Source organism: Botrimarina mediterranea, from assembly GCF_007753265.1.
GTDB classification, from domain to species: Bacteria; Planctomycetota; Planctomycetia; order Pirellulales; family Lacipirellulaceae; genus Botrimarina; species Botrimarina mediterranea.
Genome location: NZ_CP036349.1, coordinates 2582541 through 2598918 on the forward strand (window position 1 = coordinate 2582541; position 16378 = coordinate 2598918).

Annotated in this window: 12 protein-coding genes; 4 read left to right on the top strand and 8 right to left on the bottom strand. The window is 64.1% G+C overall.

Translation table 11 applies throughout. The annotated features are described in order from the left end of the window. Nucleotides 1-213: 213 nt before the first annotated feature. Together Spa11_RS22910 and Spa11_RS10205 are read left to right on the top strand one after the other, a co-directional pair. Entirely contained in the window at nt 214-3330 is a 3117-nt protein-coding gene (locus Spa11_RS22910; RefSeq protein WP_197529886.1) for a rhamnogalacturonan lyase family protein, read from the top strand. A 52-nt stretch (nt 3331-3382) separates the two neighbouring features. Further along, the gene (locus tag Spa11_RS10205; RefSeq protein ID WP_145111690.1) at nt 3383-4831 is read left to right on the top strand and encodes a sulfatase; all 1449 of its coding nucleotides are present in this window, start codon (nt 3383-3385) and stop codon (nt 4829-4831) included. 9 nt (nt 4832-4840) lie between these two features. Here the strand turns inward: Spa11_RS10205 and Spa11_RS10210 are convergent, their stop codons facing one another. From Spa11_RS10210 to Spa11_RS10225, 4 genes are read right to left on the bottom strand one after another with little or no spacing between them, the layout of a single operon-like run. Beyond that, complete coding sequence (locus tag Spa11_RS10210; RefSeq protein WP_145111693.1) at nt 4841-5644, bottom strand: HAD-IIA family hydrolase; 804 nt, start codon at nt 5642-5644, stop codon at nt 4841-4843. After that, on the bottom strand, nt 5644-6903 hold the full coding sequence (locus Spa11_RS10215) for an MFS transporter (RefSeq protein ID WP_145111697.1): 1260 nt from the start codon (nt 6901-6903) through the stop codon (nt 5644-5646). The genes Spa11_RS10210 and Spa11_RS10215 overlap by 1 nt, the downstream gene beginning before the upstream one ends. Then, nucleotides 6900-8276 (bottom strand): sn-glycerol-1-phosphate dehydrogenase, encoded by a 1377-nt coding sequence (locus Spa11_RS10220; RefSeq protein ID WP_145111700.1) that lies wholly within the window; start codon nt 8274-8276, stop codon nt 6900-6902. Before Spa11_RS10220 ends, Spa11_RS10215 begins: the two co-directional genes overlap by 4 nt. After that, nucleotides 8269-9183, bottom strand: coding sequence for a glycerophosphodiester phosphodiesterase (locus tag Spa11_RS10225; protein WP_145111702.1), 915 nt, complete (start codon nt 9181-9183; stop codon nt 8269-8271). Before Spa11_RS10225 ends, Spa11_RS10220 begins: the two co-directional genes overlap by 8 nt. Nucleotides 9184-9329: 146 nt before the next feature. Between Spa11_RS10225 and Spa11_RS10230 the strand changes: the two genes are divergently transcribed. Then, nucleotides 9330-10307 carry a sugar-binding transcriptional regulator gene (locus Spa11_RS10230; RefSeq protein ID WP_145111704.1) on the top strand — a complete coding sequence of 326 codons (978 nt, stop codon included), beginning with the start codon at nt 9330-9332 and terminating at the stop codon, nt 10305-10307. Here Spa11_RS10230 and Spa11_RS10235 read toward each other — a convergent pair. Then, nucleotides 10304-10894, bottom strand: coding sequence for a glycerol-3-phosphate responsive antiterminator (locus tag Spa11_RS10235; protein WP_145111707.1), 591 nt, complete (start codon nt 10892-10894; stop codon nt 10304-10306). The two genes, Spa11_RS10230 and Spa11_RS10235, sit on opposite strands and share 4 nt — an antisense overlap. Nucleotides 10895-11205: 311 nt before the next feature. On the opposite strand from Spa11_RS10235, the gene Spa11_RS10240 reads away from it, so the two are divergent. Next, nucleotides 11206-12573, top strand: coding sequence for an MFS transporter (locus Spa11_RS10240; protein ID WP_145111711.1), 1368 nt, complete (start codon nt 11206-11208; stop codon nt 12571-12573). A 195-nt stretch (nt 12574-12768) separates the two neighbouring features. On the opposite strand, the gene Spa11_RS10245 is transcribed toward Spa11_RS10240, so the two are convergent. The 3 genes from Spa11_RS10245 to Spa11_RS10255 form a co-directional block, all read right to left on the bottom strand. Beyond that, the gene (locus tag Spa11_RS10245; protein WP_145116971.1) at nt 12769-13482 is read right to left on the bottom strand and encodes a lamin tail domain-containing protein; all 714 of its coding nucleotides are present in this window, start codon (nt 13480-13482) and stop codon (nt 12769-12771) included. Between the two features lie 72 nt (nt 13483-13554). Further along, a complete protein-coding gene (locus Spa11_RS10250) occupies nt 13555-14388 on the bottom strand; it encodes a glycerophosphodiester phosphodiesterase (RefSeq protein WP_145116972.1) in 834 nt (277 codons plus the stop codon). Nucleotides 14389-14448: 60 nt separating this feature from the next. Further along, a complete protein-coding gene (locus Spa11_RS10255; protein ID WP_145111714.1) occupies nt 14449-16347 on the bottom strand; it encodes a lamin tail domain-containing protein in 1899 nt (632 codons plus the stop codon). Nucleotides 16348-16378: the final 31 nt, after the last annotated feature.

Here is a 16378-nt window from a genome sequence, read left to right on the forward strand (position 1 = left end):
GGGTTTGCGTTAAATGGCGCCTCGCCTGCGTCCAAGGGAACCATTTCGAGGCGCCCCCGCGTTAAGATGGAAGGACGCCGCGCCCGGGCTCGCCCCCCGGGACGCTCATCTTCCAGCCTTATCCTAACGTCGTTGACTCGCCGGCGCGGCGACTTCGGCGATTCCTCGAAGCACCGCAAACACGACATCGCGTGCTTCTCAAGCCCCGCTAGCATGGAACGCTCCCGCAAAGCCCGGCTCGCTCGCCTCCTGTCGTTCGACGCCCTCGAGCCCCGCGCGATGCTCGCCGTGACGACCCTGGTCGCCGCGGCCGACAGCTTCACCGCCGCGGGCGTCGGCGCCGGTTCAGCGCCGGTGCTCGACGCGCTCGACGCCAACGGCTCCGGCGACCGCGCTGTCTACGTCCGCTTCGACCTTTCGACGGTGGACCTCTCGGAGGTCACCTCCGCCACGTTCAAACTCTTCAAGACGGGCGGAACACGCAACGACACGATCGTCACCGAACGGTTCGACGTCTACGGTCTCTTGCCGCTGGCGGGCAACACGCCACAGAACTGGAACGAGGCGACGCTCGCCGAAGGGGGCGTCGGCGCCGAGTACACGAACACGTCGGGCAACGGCCCCGACGTTTCGCGGCTGTTCAGTCTCGACGCCGAGGCGGGCGCCGCGGTGACGGAGACCGTGATCAACGCCGACGGCGCCGCGCAGTCGATCACCGGCCCGGACCTGCTCGCCTTCCTCCAAGCACGCAAAGCCGACAGCGGGTTGGCGACGTTCGTGACTTATGTCGACGCCGGAGCGGTGCGGGGCTGGGGATACTCGTCGCGCGAAGCGACAGACGTCGCGGTGCGGCCCGTGTTGGAACTCGATGGGGCAGTGGTCGTTGACCCGGTCGATCCGGAAGACTCGTACCCCGAGGACCCGGTCGCTTTCCCCCGCCAGGTCGAGAGGCTCGATCGCGGCGTCGTGGCGGTGCGCCCGGCAGAAGGATCGGCTTACATCGGCTGGCGTTTGTTGGGAGACGACCCGACGGACGTGGCGTTCAACGTGTACCGTGCTTCGGGCGGCGGAGAGCCGGAGAAGATCAATCGGGCGCCGGTGACGCAGACGACCGACTTTCGCGACAACTCGGCGACCGCGGGCGTCGAGCACACGTATTTCGTGCGCGCCGTCGTCGATGGCGAAGAGCTAGCGGCGAGCGAGTCGTACACGCTCGACGCCGCCACGCCGGTGCAGCAGCACCTCGACATCCCGTTGCAAATCCCGCCCGACGGCATGACGCCCAGCGGGGATACGTACTCGTACAACGCGAACGACGCGTCGGTCGGCGATCTCGACGGCGACGGCCAGTACGAGATCATCCTCAAGTGGGACCCCTCCAACGCGAAGGACAATTCGCAGTCGGGCTACACGGGTAACGTCTATGTCGACGCCTACACGCTCGAGGGCGAGCTGCTTTGGAGGATCGACCTCGGTCGCAACATCCGCGCCGGCGCCCATTACACACAGCTGGCCGTCTACGACTTCGACGGCGACGGCCGCTCCGAGGTCATCCTCAAGACCGCGCCCGGCACGATCGATGGCGAGGGCAACCCGGTCCTCATGCGGGGCTACACCGCCGACGCCGACTATCGCAACGCCAGTGGCTATGTCATCACGGGCCCCGAGTTCCTGACGGTCTTCGACGGCCAGACAGGCGGCGCTCTCTCAACGATCCACTTCGAACCGGCCCGCGGCTCGGCGTCGCAGTGGGGGGACTCGTACGGTAACCGCGTCGATCGCTTCACGGTTGGTGTGGCGTACCTCGACGGTGAGCGTCCGAGCCTGATCTTCGGCCGTGGCTACTACGGCCCGCAGGGCGGCTTCCAGGCGCGCAACGAGGTGGCGGCTTACGACTTCCGCGACGGTCAGCTGACCGAGCGCTGGATATTCAAAGCGGCGACTAACGGGCCGAACCCGGAGTACATCGGCGAAGGCGCCCACTCGCTGACGATCGGTGACGTTGACGGCGACGGCTACGACGAGGTCGTTTACGGCGCGTCGGCCATCGATCACGACGGGACCGGTCTTTACGCCACGGGCCTCGGCCACGGCGACGCGCTGCACATGTCCGACATGGACCCAACCAGGCCGGGCCTTGAGGTCTTCATGGTCCACGAGTCTCGTGGCGCCTATGAGAGTAACGGCCGCGACGCGGGCGGCGAGTTGCGCGACGCGATGACGGGCGAGCTGTTGTTCCAGATCCCCTCGAACGACGACGTGGGCCGCGGCGTCGCGATGGACATCGACCCGAATCACCTCGGCTATGAGTTCTGGGCGACGACCAACGAGGGGACGCGGATGATTTACAACGTCTCGGGCGAGGCGTTGTACCCGGCTTCCGGCGGCATCCCTTACAACTTCGGCGTCTGGTGGGACGCCGACCTGTCGCGCGAGCTCCTCGACGGGACAACCATTTCGAAGTGGAATAGCCCCGGCCGTACGAGCCTCGTCTCCTCCAATAGCAACGGCATCAACGACAGCTCCGGCTTGTCGTCGAACAACGGCAGCAAGAGCACGCCGACGCTGAGCGGCGACCTCTTCGGCGACTGGCGCGAAGAGGTCATCTGGCGCCGCAGCGATAACTCGGCGCTCGAAATCTGGACGACCACCATCTCCGCCACGTCTCGGCTGACGACGCTCATGCACGACACGCAGTACCGTGTCGCCATCGCCTGGCAGAACGGCGCCTACAACCAGCCGCCGCACCCGAGCTTCTACCTCGGAACCGGCATGGAGACGCCGCCGCGGCCACTGCTGTACTTCGGCGGTGAGTTGCGCGGCGATTTCAACGCCGACGGCGCCGTCAATGCCGCGGACTACACCGTTTGGCGTGACAACCTGGGGAGCACCACCAACCTCGCCGCCGACGCCGACCGCAACGGCGTGGTGGAAGAGGCCGACCGCTCGATCTGGCTAGCCAACTACGGCGCCGTCGCAGCGGCGCCGGCGACCGAAGAGGCGACGGCGCCGGCGGCGATGGTCAGCCGCCCGACGGTTGTCGATTCGGTGGGCGATGAGTTGACACCTCCCCCCTTCGCCTTCGTCATCGATTCGGGACTCGATACAACCGCGGAAGCCCGGCCGGTCTATCGACCGGCGACACGTGTCGCATCGCCAGGGCAGCTCGACCAACGGGACTTGCTGCTCGTCAGGCAGTCGTACTTCGAGGGAGCCAGCGACCTTACGGAGCGTGATTCAAAGATTGCAAGCTCAACAGGCGCCGACGTCGAGGCGCCGGCCGACTTTGACGGCGCGTTCGAGCGACTGGGGCGCCCTTTCGACGAGTGAGAGGGGCCCAGCAACGTAATCGCGAACCAAACCTCGTTGGAAAAGACCGTTCATGCGCCGGCTTCTTCTGATTGCCTTCGTCGTGGGCGCCCCGATCGCAAAGGCGGCTGAGAGGTCGGGGGAGCGGATGAACGTCTTGTTCATCATCGCCGACGATCTCCGCACCGAGCTCGGTTGCTACGGCAGCGAGATCGCCCAGACGCCGTGCCTCGACCGATTTGCGGACCGCGGCGTTCGTTTCGATCGGGCCTACTGCCAGTTCCCGCTCTGCAACCCATCACGCAGCTCGATGCTCACGGGGCGACGGCCAACCGAGGTCGGCGTCTTGGGGAATCGCACCTGGTTCGGCGCCACTTGTTCTGACGCGGTCAGTCTCCCGAAGCACTTCCGCCATCATGGCTATCGCACGCTGCGGAGCGGCAAGGTCTTCCACGGCGGCATCGACGACACGGCCGCCTGGGACGAGGGGGGCGAAGAACGCTACTTCGGTGAAGGCGCGACCGCCCAGCCGCCCGATGAGAGCGTACGCGGCCCCGATGGCAGGCTGCTCGGTAAGGACGAGCGGTCGGACCGGATCGTTGTGCTTCCCGGTGACGGTTCACAGACCCGCGAGCACCGCATCGCTGACCGCGCGATCGCCTACCTCCGTGAAGCAAGCGAGCACGACGCCGACGAGCCATTCCTGCTGATGTGCGGCTTCAATAAGCCACACAGCCCCTTGGAGGCGCCGCAGGCGTACTTCGATCGTTTTGACCTGGATTCGATCCCGCTGCCGAGCGACTACGAGCCGCGGCCGACCGTGCCGGAGGGATTCCCGGCGGGTTCGATCCGCCGCAGCAACGCCGACCTCTTCATTGGCCGTGACTCGACGCCCGAGGCGGCGCGCGAAATGATCCGCGCGTACCTCGCTTCGTCGGCATGGATGGATTACAACGCGGGCCGAGTGCTCGACGCGTTGGAAGAATCGGGGTTGGCGGAGTCAACGATCGTCGTCTTCTGGGGCGACCACGGCTACCAACTCGGCGAGAAGGGCAAGTGGTCGAAGGCCGGCTCGCTATGGGAGCAGGGGCTCCGTGTGCCGACGATCCTTTACGACCCCCGCGCCGCCGGCAACGGCCGCGCCTGCCCGCGCGTTGTGCAGACGCTCGACTTCTATGCGACGCTCTGCGACCTGTGTGAGTTGCCGACGCCCGACGGCGTCGAAGGCCGCAGCCTCGCGCCGTTCCTCGACGATCCCGACACGCCGTCCGAGGAGCCCGCTTACTCGGTGTGGAGCGAAGACGGCAAGCACGTCACCGGCGTCGCCCTACGGACCGAGCACTGGCGCTACGCCGAGTTCTTCGGTCGTGGCGCCGGGAAGATGCTGACCGACCCCGTCGCCGACCCCGCCGAAACCGTCAACCTGGCGAACGACCCGGCTCACGCCGAGCTCGTCGCTCGGTTTTCACGAATGGCGCGCGACTACGCGACTTGGTGGCTGCCCGCCGAAGCGGCGCCGTGATGACGGCGCCTACGCACGCAGCAGCGACGGCAGTTCGCTCAGGCTGTTGATCACGGCGTCGGGGTAAGCCGCGGGCGGGATTTCGACGAGGCTCTCCATCGTGGCCTCGCCGGTGAGTGTCAGGACGCTCCGCGCGCCGGCGGCCTTCGCGAGCGCGATGTCCGTGTAGATGCGATCGCCAACGACCACGATCTCGTGCGGCTCGAGGCCGTGCTTCTCGATTGTGAAGCCGAGCATCGAAGGGTTGGGCTTGCCGGCGATGGCGTCGGGCTGGCGGCCCGTCGCCGATTCGAGCAGCGCACAAATGGCCCCGCAGTCCGGCAGCATCGTCGGCAGATTCGTGGGGCAGACGCGGTCGGGGTGCGTCGCCAGATACGGGAGGCCTTGCTTGATCTGGTAAGCCGTTCGGCAAAGCCGCTGGTAGTCGAGTTCCAGATCGAAGCCGACGACCACCACTTCCGGATCGCTCTCGTCGATGACGAACCCTTCCGCCTGCAAGTCATCGACAAGGCCCGGCGCGCCGAGGACGAAGAGCTTGGACTTTCCGGGACAACGGGCTCGCAACAGGCTCGCGGTCGCTTGCGCCGAGGTCGTCACCGAGTCGGCCGCCACATCGAGGCCCATCTTCAGCAGGTGCTGGCGGTACTCCGCGCGGCTCTTCGAGCAGTTGTTGGTGATGAACGTGTAGCCGACGCCGAGTTGCTCAAGCGTCGCTAGGCAAGGCGGTGTTTCGGCGAAGAGCTTGTCGCCGAGATAGATCGTGCCGTCCATATCGAAGACGACGTAGCGGACCGTGGACCAATCGATAGACATCAGTAACCGTGGGCCTTCGCCCGCCAACAGAGTGCAAAGAGCAGGGCGCCAACGACGCCGCAGTTAAAGAACATCGCAAAGCCCGCGTCCCAGCCGTGCCGCTCGACCAACCAGCCGATGCCGACGCCCGAGAGGACGGTGCTGAGGTAACCAAAGAGGCCGGTCAGGCCAACCGCGGAGGCGGCGGCGCGTTTGGTCGCGAGGTTCGCGACGCAGATGCCAACCAAACACTGCGGCCCGTAGATAAAGAAGCCGGCGATAACCAACAAGGCGGTGCAGACAGTCGTCGAGGAATCCGGCAACAACCAAAACGCCGCCAACGCCGCGGTGCAGCAGGTCATGTAGACCAGGCACGCGCGGGCGCCGCGGCCGGCAAAGAATCGGTCGGTGATCCAACCGCTCGAGAGCATCCCCAGGATGCCGGCCGCCTCGAACGCCGCGATCATCCAACCCGCCGATGTGAGCTCAACGCCGCGGGCCTGCTTGAGGAAGGTCGGCCCCCAGTCGAGGATGCCGTAGCGGACCGCGTAGACAAAGAAGTTGGCGATAGCGAGCAGCCAGATCGACGGGTTCGAGAGCACCATCGAACGCAGCACCGAGAGGACGGGCTCGCTGGCGTCAGCCGTCGTGACCAGAGTCCCTTGGACCGGCGCGAGCCCGAGCGACTCGGGCGTGTCGCGCAGGAAGATCGCCAAGGCCCCGGCGCCGAGGAGCGCGATGCCGGCGGGCACAAAGAAGCAAAGCCGCCAGTCGATCGGCGCCAGGTAGCCGCAGAGGATGACCACCGCGCCGGCGCCGAGCGAGTGCGAGCTGTTCCACACCGACATCATCGTCGCCAACCGGTGCGGCGGGAACCAGTGCGTCATCAGCCGGGCGCACGGCGGGAAGCCGATCCCCTGGAACCAGCCGTTCGCCATCCACAGCACGCCGAAGGCGACCACCGATGAAGCGAGACCGAAGGCAATGTTGATCACAGCGCAGATCGCCAGTCCCGCCGCCATGAACCACCGCGCGTTGACACGGTCGCCGATGACGCCGTTCGCGAACTTCGACACGCCGTAGAGCAAGCCGTGCAACGTCAGGAAGAGGCCGAGGTCGCTCTTGCTGACGCCGAGCTGGCTCTCCATCACGGGCATCGCGACGCTGAGATTCTTGCGCACGAAGTAATAGAGCGCGTAGCCGATGATCGTCGTGATCAGGATCCGCCGCCGCCAGTAGCGGTGCGCCGGCGTATCGTCGTCGGTGGCTAGACCTGTCACGTCGGCGTCTCGGGGTACGGCTCCGAGTCCTCTTCTCCAATGAGCTCGTTCCAAAGCCCGGCGCGGCGCACGAAGTCGAGCACCGTGTAGCGACGGCGGAGGAAGTAGGCCTTCAGGTGGCTGGAGCGCAATCGCGCGGGCGTAATGCCGATCTGCTGCGACTCCGTCGGACAGCCCGCAGCCGCGAGCATGTCCCGCGCCTCGGCGACGCTGTAGACGTGCCCCGAAAGCCGATCGCGAAGCTGCGGCCAGCGATCCTTCAGGGTCGTTAGTTCTTTACGGAGGTCGTTGCGGGAAATGCGTTTGGCGTTGCTCTCTTCGATTCCCTTGTTGATAAGGGCCGCCTTGTTGACGGGGGCCGGGTCATCGAAGAGTCGAGGAATGGTCGCCTCGTCTTGCGACCACTTGGGCCATTGGTTTACTGCGGATTCAACGTCTATCTGATCGAGCGGTCGATCTAAAATCGCCTCGTACAACCGCAGGGACGCAAGCGATCCAATGCCGACCTTGAACCCATGCGACGGCGCCGAGCCATCGTGGGTGTGGTTCTCCATGTCCCACAGGTGGCTGAACTGATGCTCGGCGCCGGAGGCGGGACGGCTCGAGAGCGACGCCTGCATCGCGAAGCCCGTCATCATCAGCGCGACGGTGAGGCGCTGGATCGGCTCGACCTCGCCACGGCGCACCCCCTCGGGATCGGCGAGCCAATCACAGAGACGGTCCTGCACCATCGCCCACGTCGGCGCATCGATTGCTTCGACGCCAAGACCATCGGCCAAGAGCCAGTCTGCCCCGGCGGGGCACTTCGCGAAGAGGTCGGCGTAGCCCGATGCGTTCAGCCAAGCCGGCGCCGCGGCGATGATGTCGATGTCGGCGACAACCGCGAACGGGGCGGGGCAGTCGAACGTCTGCTTCGACCCCTCGTGGGTGATCGACGAACCGTAGGCCGTGTAGCCGTCCATCGAAGCGGCGGTCGCGACGCACAAGTAGCGCCGCCCAGCGCGGTGCGCCGCCAGCTTGACCACGTCATTGATGGTCCCGGCGCCGAGCGCGACGGGGATGGCGTCGGTGGCGGCGATAGCGGCGAGCGCTCGATCAACGAAGTGCGACTCCGCATAGAGTCCCTCCGCAGGCAAGACCGCGGGGTCATGCAATCGAACGCCGGCCGCAGACAGCGACTCTTCTAGCGCCCTTCCCGCCACCGAGTAGGTGCTGTCATCCGCGACGAGGATCGCCGAATGGCTCGGGAAGGATGAAGCGAAGAGCGCGCCGGCGTCGCGTAGCACGCCGCGACCGACGAGCAACTGCTTGGTGTCCCGGGCGGCCTGAAGCGCGTTGTCGATCCGCTGACGGTCGGCGAGGCTTTCACTCATCGTTCGCCCGACCGTCGTTTGCTTGGTAGTAGCGTCGAACCGTCTCTGCCGTCACGTCGGGGTAGTCGGTCGCGAAACTGACGACGCCCAAGTCGAGCAGCCGCTCGAAGTAGCGAGGGTCTTTCGTCTCCCACGGAAAGACCTGGAAGAGAACGCCGTGCCGTCGCAATTGTTCGCCGACACCCCTCAAGAATTCTTCCGAAGGCGACATCCTGCCCTCGGCGTTGAAGCGGACATGAATCTGCAATTGATCGACGCCGTCGAAATGTTCGTCCTCAAGCTTGTCGAACCGCGCCCGGAGCTCATCCTCGCTGCCGCCCATCCAGTGCAGCGTTGGTGAATCGGGAGCGAGCGCCTTCCACTGCAACAACTCGTGGTACTTGGTGCTCGCTACGATGAGCTGCCGATGCACGGCCTTCGATTCGCTGGCGAGTTGCGTGAAGTCAACTTGCTTGATGTCGAGGTACATCAAGCGGTCCGGGTGACGCTCGAGAATTTCATAGACGTCGGTCATCCGCGGCACACGCTGGCCGCGGTATTGCTCTCCGCGCCAGCGGCCGACATCGAGCGCCGCGACTTCTTGATACGTGAGGTCGCCGATCCCTTGATTGCGTACCGCCTCGTCGCCGTCGGACAGTACCCGGCGGAGGTTGTTGTCATGGAACGCAACGATCACCCCATCGCGGGTGGTGCGAAGGTCCGCTTCGGGCGCGGCGCCGAGGCCCCAGGCGATCTCGAACGCCGGGATCGAGTTCTCGGGCATCAGCATCCCGGCGCCGCGGTGCGCTTGAATGATGAATTTTTCGAGTGGCGACTCGTGCCGCAGGTTTTCGGGCGTCTGGGCGGTTACAACAGTGACGGCCCAGAAGGCTAGCGACGCGCCGACGCCAATCGAGAGAGGCTGCATCAGGATACCGGGCGGTGAGATAATTCGAAAAGAGTCTTTGCACGAGCCATGCAAAGAATTATTATTCGCACTGGTTATGTGCGATAGGAAACTAGCACACGCCTCTCCTCTCCGCAAGCTTCTACGCTCCAAGCGCGGGTCCAATCATGGCAGTTACCGCAAACGGCGCCGCCGCGCCGGTCTACAGCGACGCTCAGCTCATCGTCGCTGCAAGGATGTACTACATCGATGAGATGTCGCAGGCCGAGATCGGCAAGACGCTCGGGGTCTCTCAAGCCAAGGTCTCCCGGATGCTGGGACTTGCGCGGCAGACGGGCATCGTCCAGATCTCGGTCGCCGAGTACCGGCCGCGGAGTGAGGAACTCGAAGCCGCGCTGGTAAAACGCTTCAAGCTGCGTGACGCGATCGTGGTCCGCCGCCTCGAGTCGCAGTCGATCATGGAGCTACGCACGACGATTGGCTATTTCGCCGCGCCAACGGTCTCAACCTGGGTACCGTCCGGCGCGACGGTCGCCGTTGCCGGTGGAAGGACGCTACGGGCCTTGGCCGAGCGGATGGAGCCCTCGCAACCCACCAAGGGCATCACCGTCATCCAGGCGATGGGGAGCATCGACGAGACGACGGGCAGTTACGACGCGTTGGAGATCGGCCGTCGGCTGGCGACACGGTGGTCGGGTTCGTTCCTTGCGCTCAACACGCCAGCGATCCTTGAAGACGCCCAGGTCTGCCGGCGGTTGTCGGAGGTCGACCAGGTCCGCAAAACGCTCGACCGGCTCAATGCGGCGACCGTCGCGATGGTGGGCATTGGCAATCTCCAGAACTCGGTATTCCGCGAACGCAATGCCTTAAAGACCGCCGACGTCAACAAGCTGACGAAAGCCGGCGCCGTGGGTGAGATCGTCGGCCGCTTCTACGACGAGGAGGGGCGGGAGTGCGACACTCCCTTTAAGAACCGGGTGATCGGCGTCCAACTCGACGCGCTACGGCGGATGAAGTCTGTCATTGGCGTCGTTGCCGGCAGTGATCGTACCGCGGCGCTACGCGCGGCGATCCGTGGAAAGATCCTGAAGTCGCTCGTGCTCGACGACGCGGCGGCGATTTCGCTGCTGGAGTCCCCTAGCTAACTCTTACTGGGGTGAGCGTTGAGGGCCCAGAGAGTGGGGCTCGTGCTTGTGACCGCTAAGCAGCCACTGTTGATCGCTTCGGTAACGTCGGCTTCGGTGCGGCACAGCCCGCCCGTGATCCGAGGAATCGGTTGCGAGCGAAAGTCGCCGGCGACTTTCACCGCGACGGCGGCGGGCAGAATCTCGATAGCGTGCGGCTTTGATTTCCCGACGACCGCTAGGCCACGCTCGACAGCGCGGGTGTCGGAGAGAAAAAGCCTCACCACGGTTAGCAGGTTCATCTTCTTCGCCGCCGCGGCGAGGTGATGATGCACGGAGACGATGCCGGTGAGTTGGCTGAACTCGGCCAAGTATTCCAGCCCAGCCTCGTTGTTCTCGAGACCCGCAACGAGGTCGATGTGCAGGAACAAGGCGACGTGCTCTAGCCGCGGGTCACGGAACACCGACATAACGCGGGACAGTTCGGTGAGCTTGCCCCCCTGTAGAAACACGGCGCTGGAGTGCCGCAGGATTTCAATGTGCTGTGTCGCATCCCAGAGGACCGGGATGACCGGCTTCGCGAAACAGCGTTGGATGAGGCTTGGCATGTGGGCGGCAGCGGTTCGAAGAGCGGCGGCTAGAAGCTCGCGGTGCGGTAAGCGGCGTAACTCGTTTACCGGGTCGCGTCCAGTCTAGTCGATGGAGTGGGTGAATAGCATCGCTCCTTGTGATACGGCGACGAAACGCCGATCGCGACGCCACTGCACGAATAAATATCCGCAATCTTCTATCGATCGAAGGGGGAGGATATCCTACGGGCTTCTTATTCGGAGCCGTGAAATCTCCCGCCGGCGCGGCTTTCCCAGACGCTCGCTTGACCGGTTGGCTCGCCTGAATCCGCTCTTTTCTTGAGGTTGGGATGACCGGACTACTTGCGCGGCTCCGCCGCTTCTATGCCCCGCCAACCTCGGCGCCTCGACTGCCCGAACCAGAGGTTCGCGCGCGATATCCCGTCTATCGCTGGCGGGCCATGGAGGCGACGTTCCTTGGCTACGCGATGTACTACCTGGTGCGTAACAACATCGGGACCGTCGCCAAGGACATGGAGACGTCGCTCCTCTACAGCAAGTCGATGATCGGCGACATCCTCGCCGTGACAGCGATAAGCTACGGCCTCAGCAAGTTTTTGATGGGGTCGGTCTCCGACCGGAGCGACGCCCGCAAGTTCATGGCGACGGGGCTGCTGCTGTCGGCGATCCTTAATTTCGCGTTCGGCGCTTCGTCGGACTATTACGTCCACCTCTCGCTATGGGCCCTGAACGGCTTCGTTCAAGGGATGGGCTGGCCCCCGTGCGGTCGTAGCATGGGGCATTGGTTCAGCGAGTCCGAACGCGGCCTGACGTTCAGCATCTGGAACGTCTCGCATAACGTTGGCGGCGGCGTCGCTGGAGTACTGGCGGCGTGGGCGGTGATGGAGTTTGGCGGGTGGCGATTCGCTTTCTATGCTCCCGGGACCGTCGCGCTAGTAGGCGCCGCCTATATCTTTTTGCGACTGCGAGATACGCCGCAATCGGTCGGCTTGCCGCCGATCGAGGAGTACCGCAACGATTATCCGCTCGGGCACAACGCCGAGACGGACGAAGTCGAGTTGACGTTCCGTGAGCTCTTCTTCGACAAGGTGCTACTGAACAAGTACGTTTGGGTGCTGGCGCTGGCGAATTTCTTCGCCTACATCACCAGGTACAGCATGCTCGACTGGGGACCAACTTATCTACGTGAGGTGAAAGGGGCGTCTCTTGGCGGCGGCGGGTTGGCGATCTTGGCCGTGGAGTTCGGCGGCATTCCCTCGACCATCCTGCTGGGTTGGCTATCGGACAGTCTCGGCGGGCGTCGATGCATGATCGCGGCGCTGTGCATGATCCCGGTGTTCGGTGCGTTCCTGGCGATCCTGTTCACGCCTCCCGGCTACTATTGGATCGACATGCTGATGCTGATGCTGATCACGATCGGCTTCTTTATCTATCCGGTTATCAACCTGATTGTGATCGCGGCGCTCGACATCGTCTCGAAGAAAGCGATCGGCACCGCGGCGGGCTTTATTGGCCTGTTCGGCTACGCCGGACGCACGGTGCAGGCCAAGGGGTTCGGTTGGGCCGTCGATCACTACGGCGCCGAGGGGGGCGCCGCAGCGGGGTGGAACGTCGTGCTTTGGTCGATTCTTGTCTGCGCAGCGCTGGCGTTCTTGCTTCTGGCCGCTGTGTGGAATCTGCGGACAAGGCCTGAGTAATACGCATCTTCACGATTCCCCTCTGCTAGCAATGGTCGAAAATCGGCAAGCTTGTCGGACCGTTGCGGTGTTAGCGGCACGCAGCTATTTGTGAGGATGCGTGAGCAAGGGGCCATCAACAAAAGAAGCCACCCCACGATCGCATGAAGGCGTCGTGGGGTGGCTTTTCGGTTCGCTTGATCGATGCCGCTTGCTTTAGGAAATGCGACGCCCCAAGCCCAGCGCCGCCAGAGCGGCAAGCGCCACGGTCGAAGGCTCGGGTACAATCAAGGCGACGCCGGGTGACGCCACATCCAGGAGCGTCGTATTAATGTCCGGGTTAGAGATCAGAGCCGTGTACGCGCCATCGACGCCCGCGACCGACTCCGCCCAATTCGAGCCGACGTCGTTTGCGGCGGTGGAGAAAGCATTCGGCAGCAGGTAGATCGACTGGCCGTTGACGACGCTACCGTCAGTAGCTGGCCAGCCGTTGATGTTGGACTCGTAGTTGACTTCGTCAATCAGATTGCTCGACGCGTCGAAGATCGCGACGGTCTCGTTATCTGCTGCTCCGCCGTTGGCGAGAGAGATGCCATTCGCGGGACCGCCCGTGTAAGTGATCACCGGGATGCCCGAGCCCCAGATCGACTGGAACACCGCTTCGGATTGTCCAACGATGACCGCCGACGCGCCGGCGGCGAGCGATGTACCGGCAGCGAACGGATCGGAGAAGTGATTGTCTTGAGTATCGGCGTACACCCAGCCGGTGAGATCGACATCCGACTCGCCGGTGTTGGTGATCTCGATCCACTCTTGCAGACCTGATTCACCGCCGTTGGGGTTCCACATGATCTCAGAGATGATGACGTCGGCGTCGGCGAAAGCCGGCGCCAGACACGCTGCGAGTGCTGCGGCAAAAATTTTCTTCATAAGACGCTTCTCCAAGTGGTTAGGACAGGGTGATACGAACAAGTGAAATTGAAACGTTTACCGACGCGGAGCTTACTGGCCGCCGGCACGCAGCCCGTGCTGCTTCTCTCGGAGCCCGAGTTGCTTTCGAAGCCCAAGTTGCTCTCGAAGCCAAGCCGGGCGGTTGGTAGTGATGCCCCACGCGCCTAGCTTCTGGTAGTACCGTGCTACATCGGCGTCATCGACGGTCCAGACATGGAACTCGTCGTACCCTTCATCGGCCAGCTTGGCGAGGAACTCGGCGTCGACGTGTTCGGGGTTGGCCTGGACGCCGAAGCCATCGGCGCGTGAAGCCTTCAGCTTGGCGAGGACCTCATCGACGCTCGGGGCCCAGGCGCCGTCCTTCTGCTTCTTGAAGCCCGTCAGCCAGTGGGTCTTGATCTGGGGCGCTAGCCGTTCGCACTCGGCAGTGACCGCTTCGTTGAAACAAATGATCGTGATCCGGTCCTCGGGGATGCCCGACTCGCCGAGTTGCTTGAGGAGCGGGGCGACGATCTTCGGGCCGCTCTTGATCTCGACAAAGATGCGACCGTCACCGACAACGTCGAGCACGTCCTTGAACAAAGGCATCCGTTCGCCCTTCCACTGGGCGCCCTTCCAAGACCCGACATCCAATGCCCGCAGCTCGTCGGCCGTCGATTTCTCCATCACCAGCGGGCTGCCAGCGACTCGCTTGGCGTCCTTGTCGTGCCCGCAGACGATCTTCCCGTCAGCGGTGAGATAGAAATCTCCCTCGAAGGCGTCCGCCCCTTGCTCCCAGGCGAGCTTGAAGGCGGCGAGTGTGTTCTCCGGAGCGTCATACGACGCGCCACGGTGCGCAGTGATGAGCTGCGCTTGCGCAGCGCCGCTTGCTAGGCTAAGACCCATGGCGAGCGCTAGCGGCAAGAGGCTTCGATTCAGTGTCATCATTGGTCCTCTGAGTTCGCTTTAGGCCGCGACACGACGCACGTGCCAATGCTGCGGGCACACCCCACGCCGAGTGCGGGTGATCGGCAGCATCCCGACGCCGGCAATCAGCAGCACCAAGGCCGTTGGCTCGGGGGTTGGCAGCGGGGAGCCGCCTTGCTGGGCGCCGAAGTTCTCCACCCAGACGTCGTAATCCAGTTGGTTCACCGTCCCGTTGCCGTCGCCGTCGGCGGCGAGTTCCGTCGTCGAACCCAGCGTGTCGCGCCACACGGTGTAGTCGGCGGCGTCAACGAAACCATCGCCGTTGTAGTCACCCGCGATGTTGGGCGACGGCAGGTCCGAGATCTTGAACTCGAAGCTCCACTGGGGGTCGGTCCGCTCGATGCCCAACACGGGCGAATAGGTCCGGACGCGGACCGTCTCGCCGTCCTCGAGAAACTCAACGATGCGGATCCATCCATTGCCGCCTTGAGTCTCGAACTGCGTGTTGAAGAACATCTGATGCACGACGTGCCCACTGGCGGCGCTTGTCAGCGTCCCGGATCCGTCACCTCCGAAGTGGCCGTTGAAGACCATCTCGAAGTTGGCGTTCCCCTGGACGAGCTCGGTCCACAGCTCCGATCCAGAGGCGTCAGCCGCTACTCTGCTGCTAGTGTAACGGGAGTTCGTGCCAGTCAGGTACGCGTGCGTGAGGAGAATGGCGGTGTGATCGGCGTATTCGGGGAGCGCCGCGATCGAGTTGGCCCAGGCAACAGTTTCGGGACGAGGCTCCCACTCAAGGTTGAGGACCAGCATCTTTCGCCCGTCGGGCGCCACGAAGTCGAAGTAGGCGTTCTGCAATTCGCCGTCGTTCATCACGCCCGTGAGCATCCCGCCTTGCGCCGGATCGATCAGCGGGTTGTCGGTCGCCTTGAAATAATCGTTGTAATAGGTCTGCCGGTCTTGAGCGTCGGTCGTGCCGTAATCGTGGTTGCCGCCCGCCATGATGTAGGGGAGGTGGCCATCGAGCACGCTCATCGACGCCTTGGCGTTGGCCCACTGCTGCGCGCTGGTCTGGTCGCCCGAACTCGGGTTGCTCGTGCGGTTGTTGTTGACGATGTCCCCTTCGTGCAGCACGACCTGGATGTTGTAGGCCTCGCGGTTGTCGCGGACCCATTCGGTCATCTGCGTGAACTTCCCAGCGTGGATCGACGACTTGGAGTAGTTCTGCGAGTCTGGGATCACCGCCATCGACCAAGCGGCGTCGGGCGAAGGCGCGAACGGGGCCTGGGGGGTCGTTTCGACAAAACCCGGCGACCCGTGATTGAGTTCACCGTTGTAATCGCTGAGGGACGCGCCATACGCGCCCCACGCTGCAGGGAGCCAGTTGGCGCCGCTGTCATTGGCCGTGGCCGACAGCCCCTCGGGCCGGAGCGAGAGCGTCGCCCCTTGCGTGCCGTCGATGCGGTGCCAGCCGTTGTTCTGATCGAGGTTGACCTCATCGCGGATGGCGCCGAACGCGTCGCGGATTGCGACCGTTTCGTTGTTTGGGCTTGGCGAGTTGGCGAGCGCCGGGAAGCTGCCGACCTGGATGCGGTTGATGCCCGGACCCCATTGGTTGTCGAAGGTTGTCGCGTCGCCCGTAACGACCAATGTGCCGCCCGGGGCGATCGACGTGCCGAAGGGGAAGGCCGATGCCCACTGGCCGTCCTGAGAGTCGCCGACACGCCACCCCGTCAGGTTGACCTCGGTGTCGCCCGTGTTGTAGAGCTCGTACCACTCCTTATTGAACCCCGAGCCCGAGTCAGACCCGGCCGCGTTGTACATGATCTCGCTGATGATGACGTCGCCACGGGCGACGCTCACGACCAATGTAAACGCCAAGACGATGCCAGTGGCGCAGCGCAGCAGAGGGGTCGTATGCGAGCGAGTTTGCGCCATGAAGTCTATCGAAGTTGTGCGAGAAATCAGG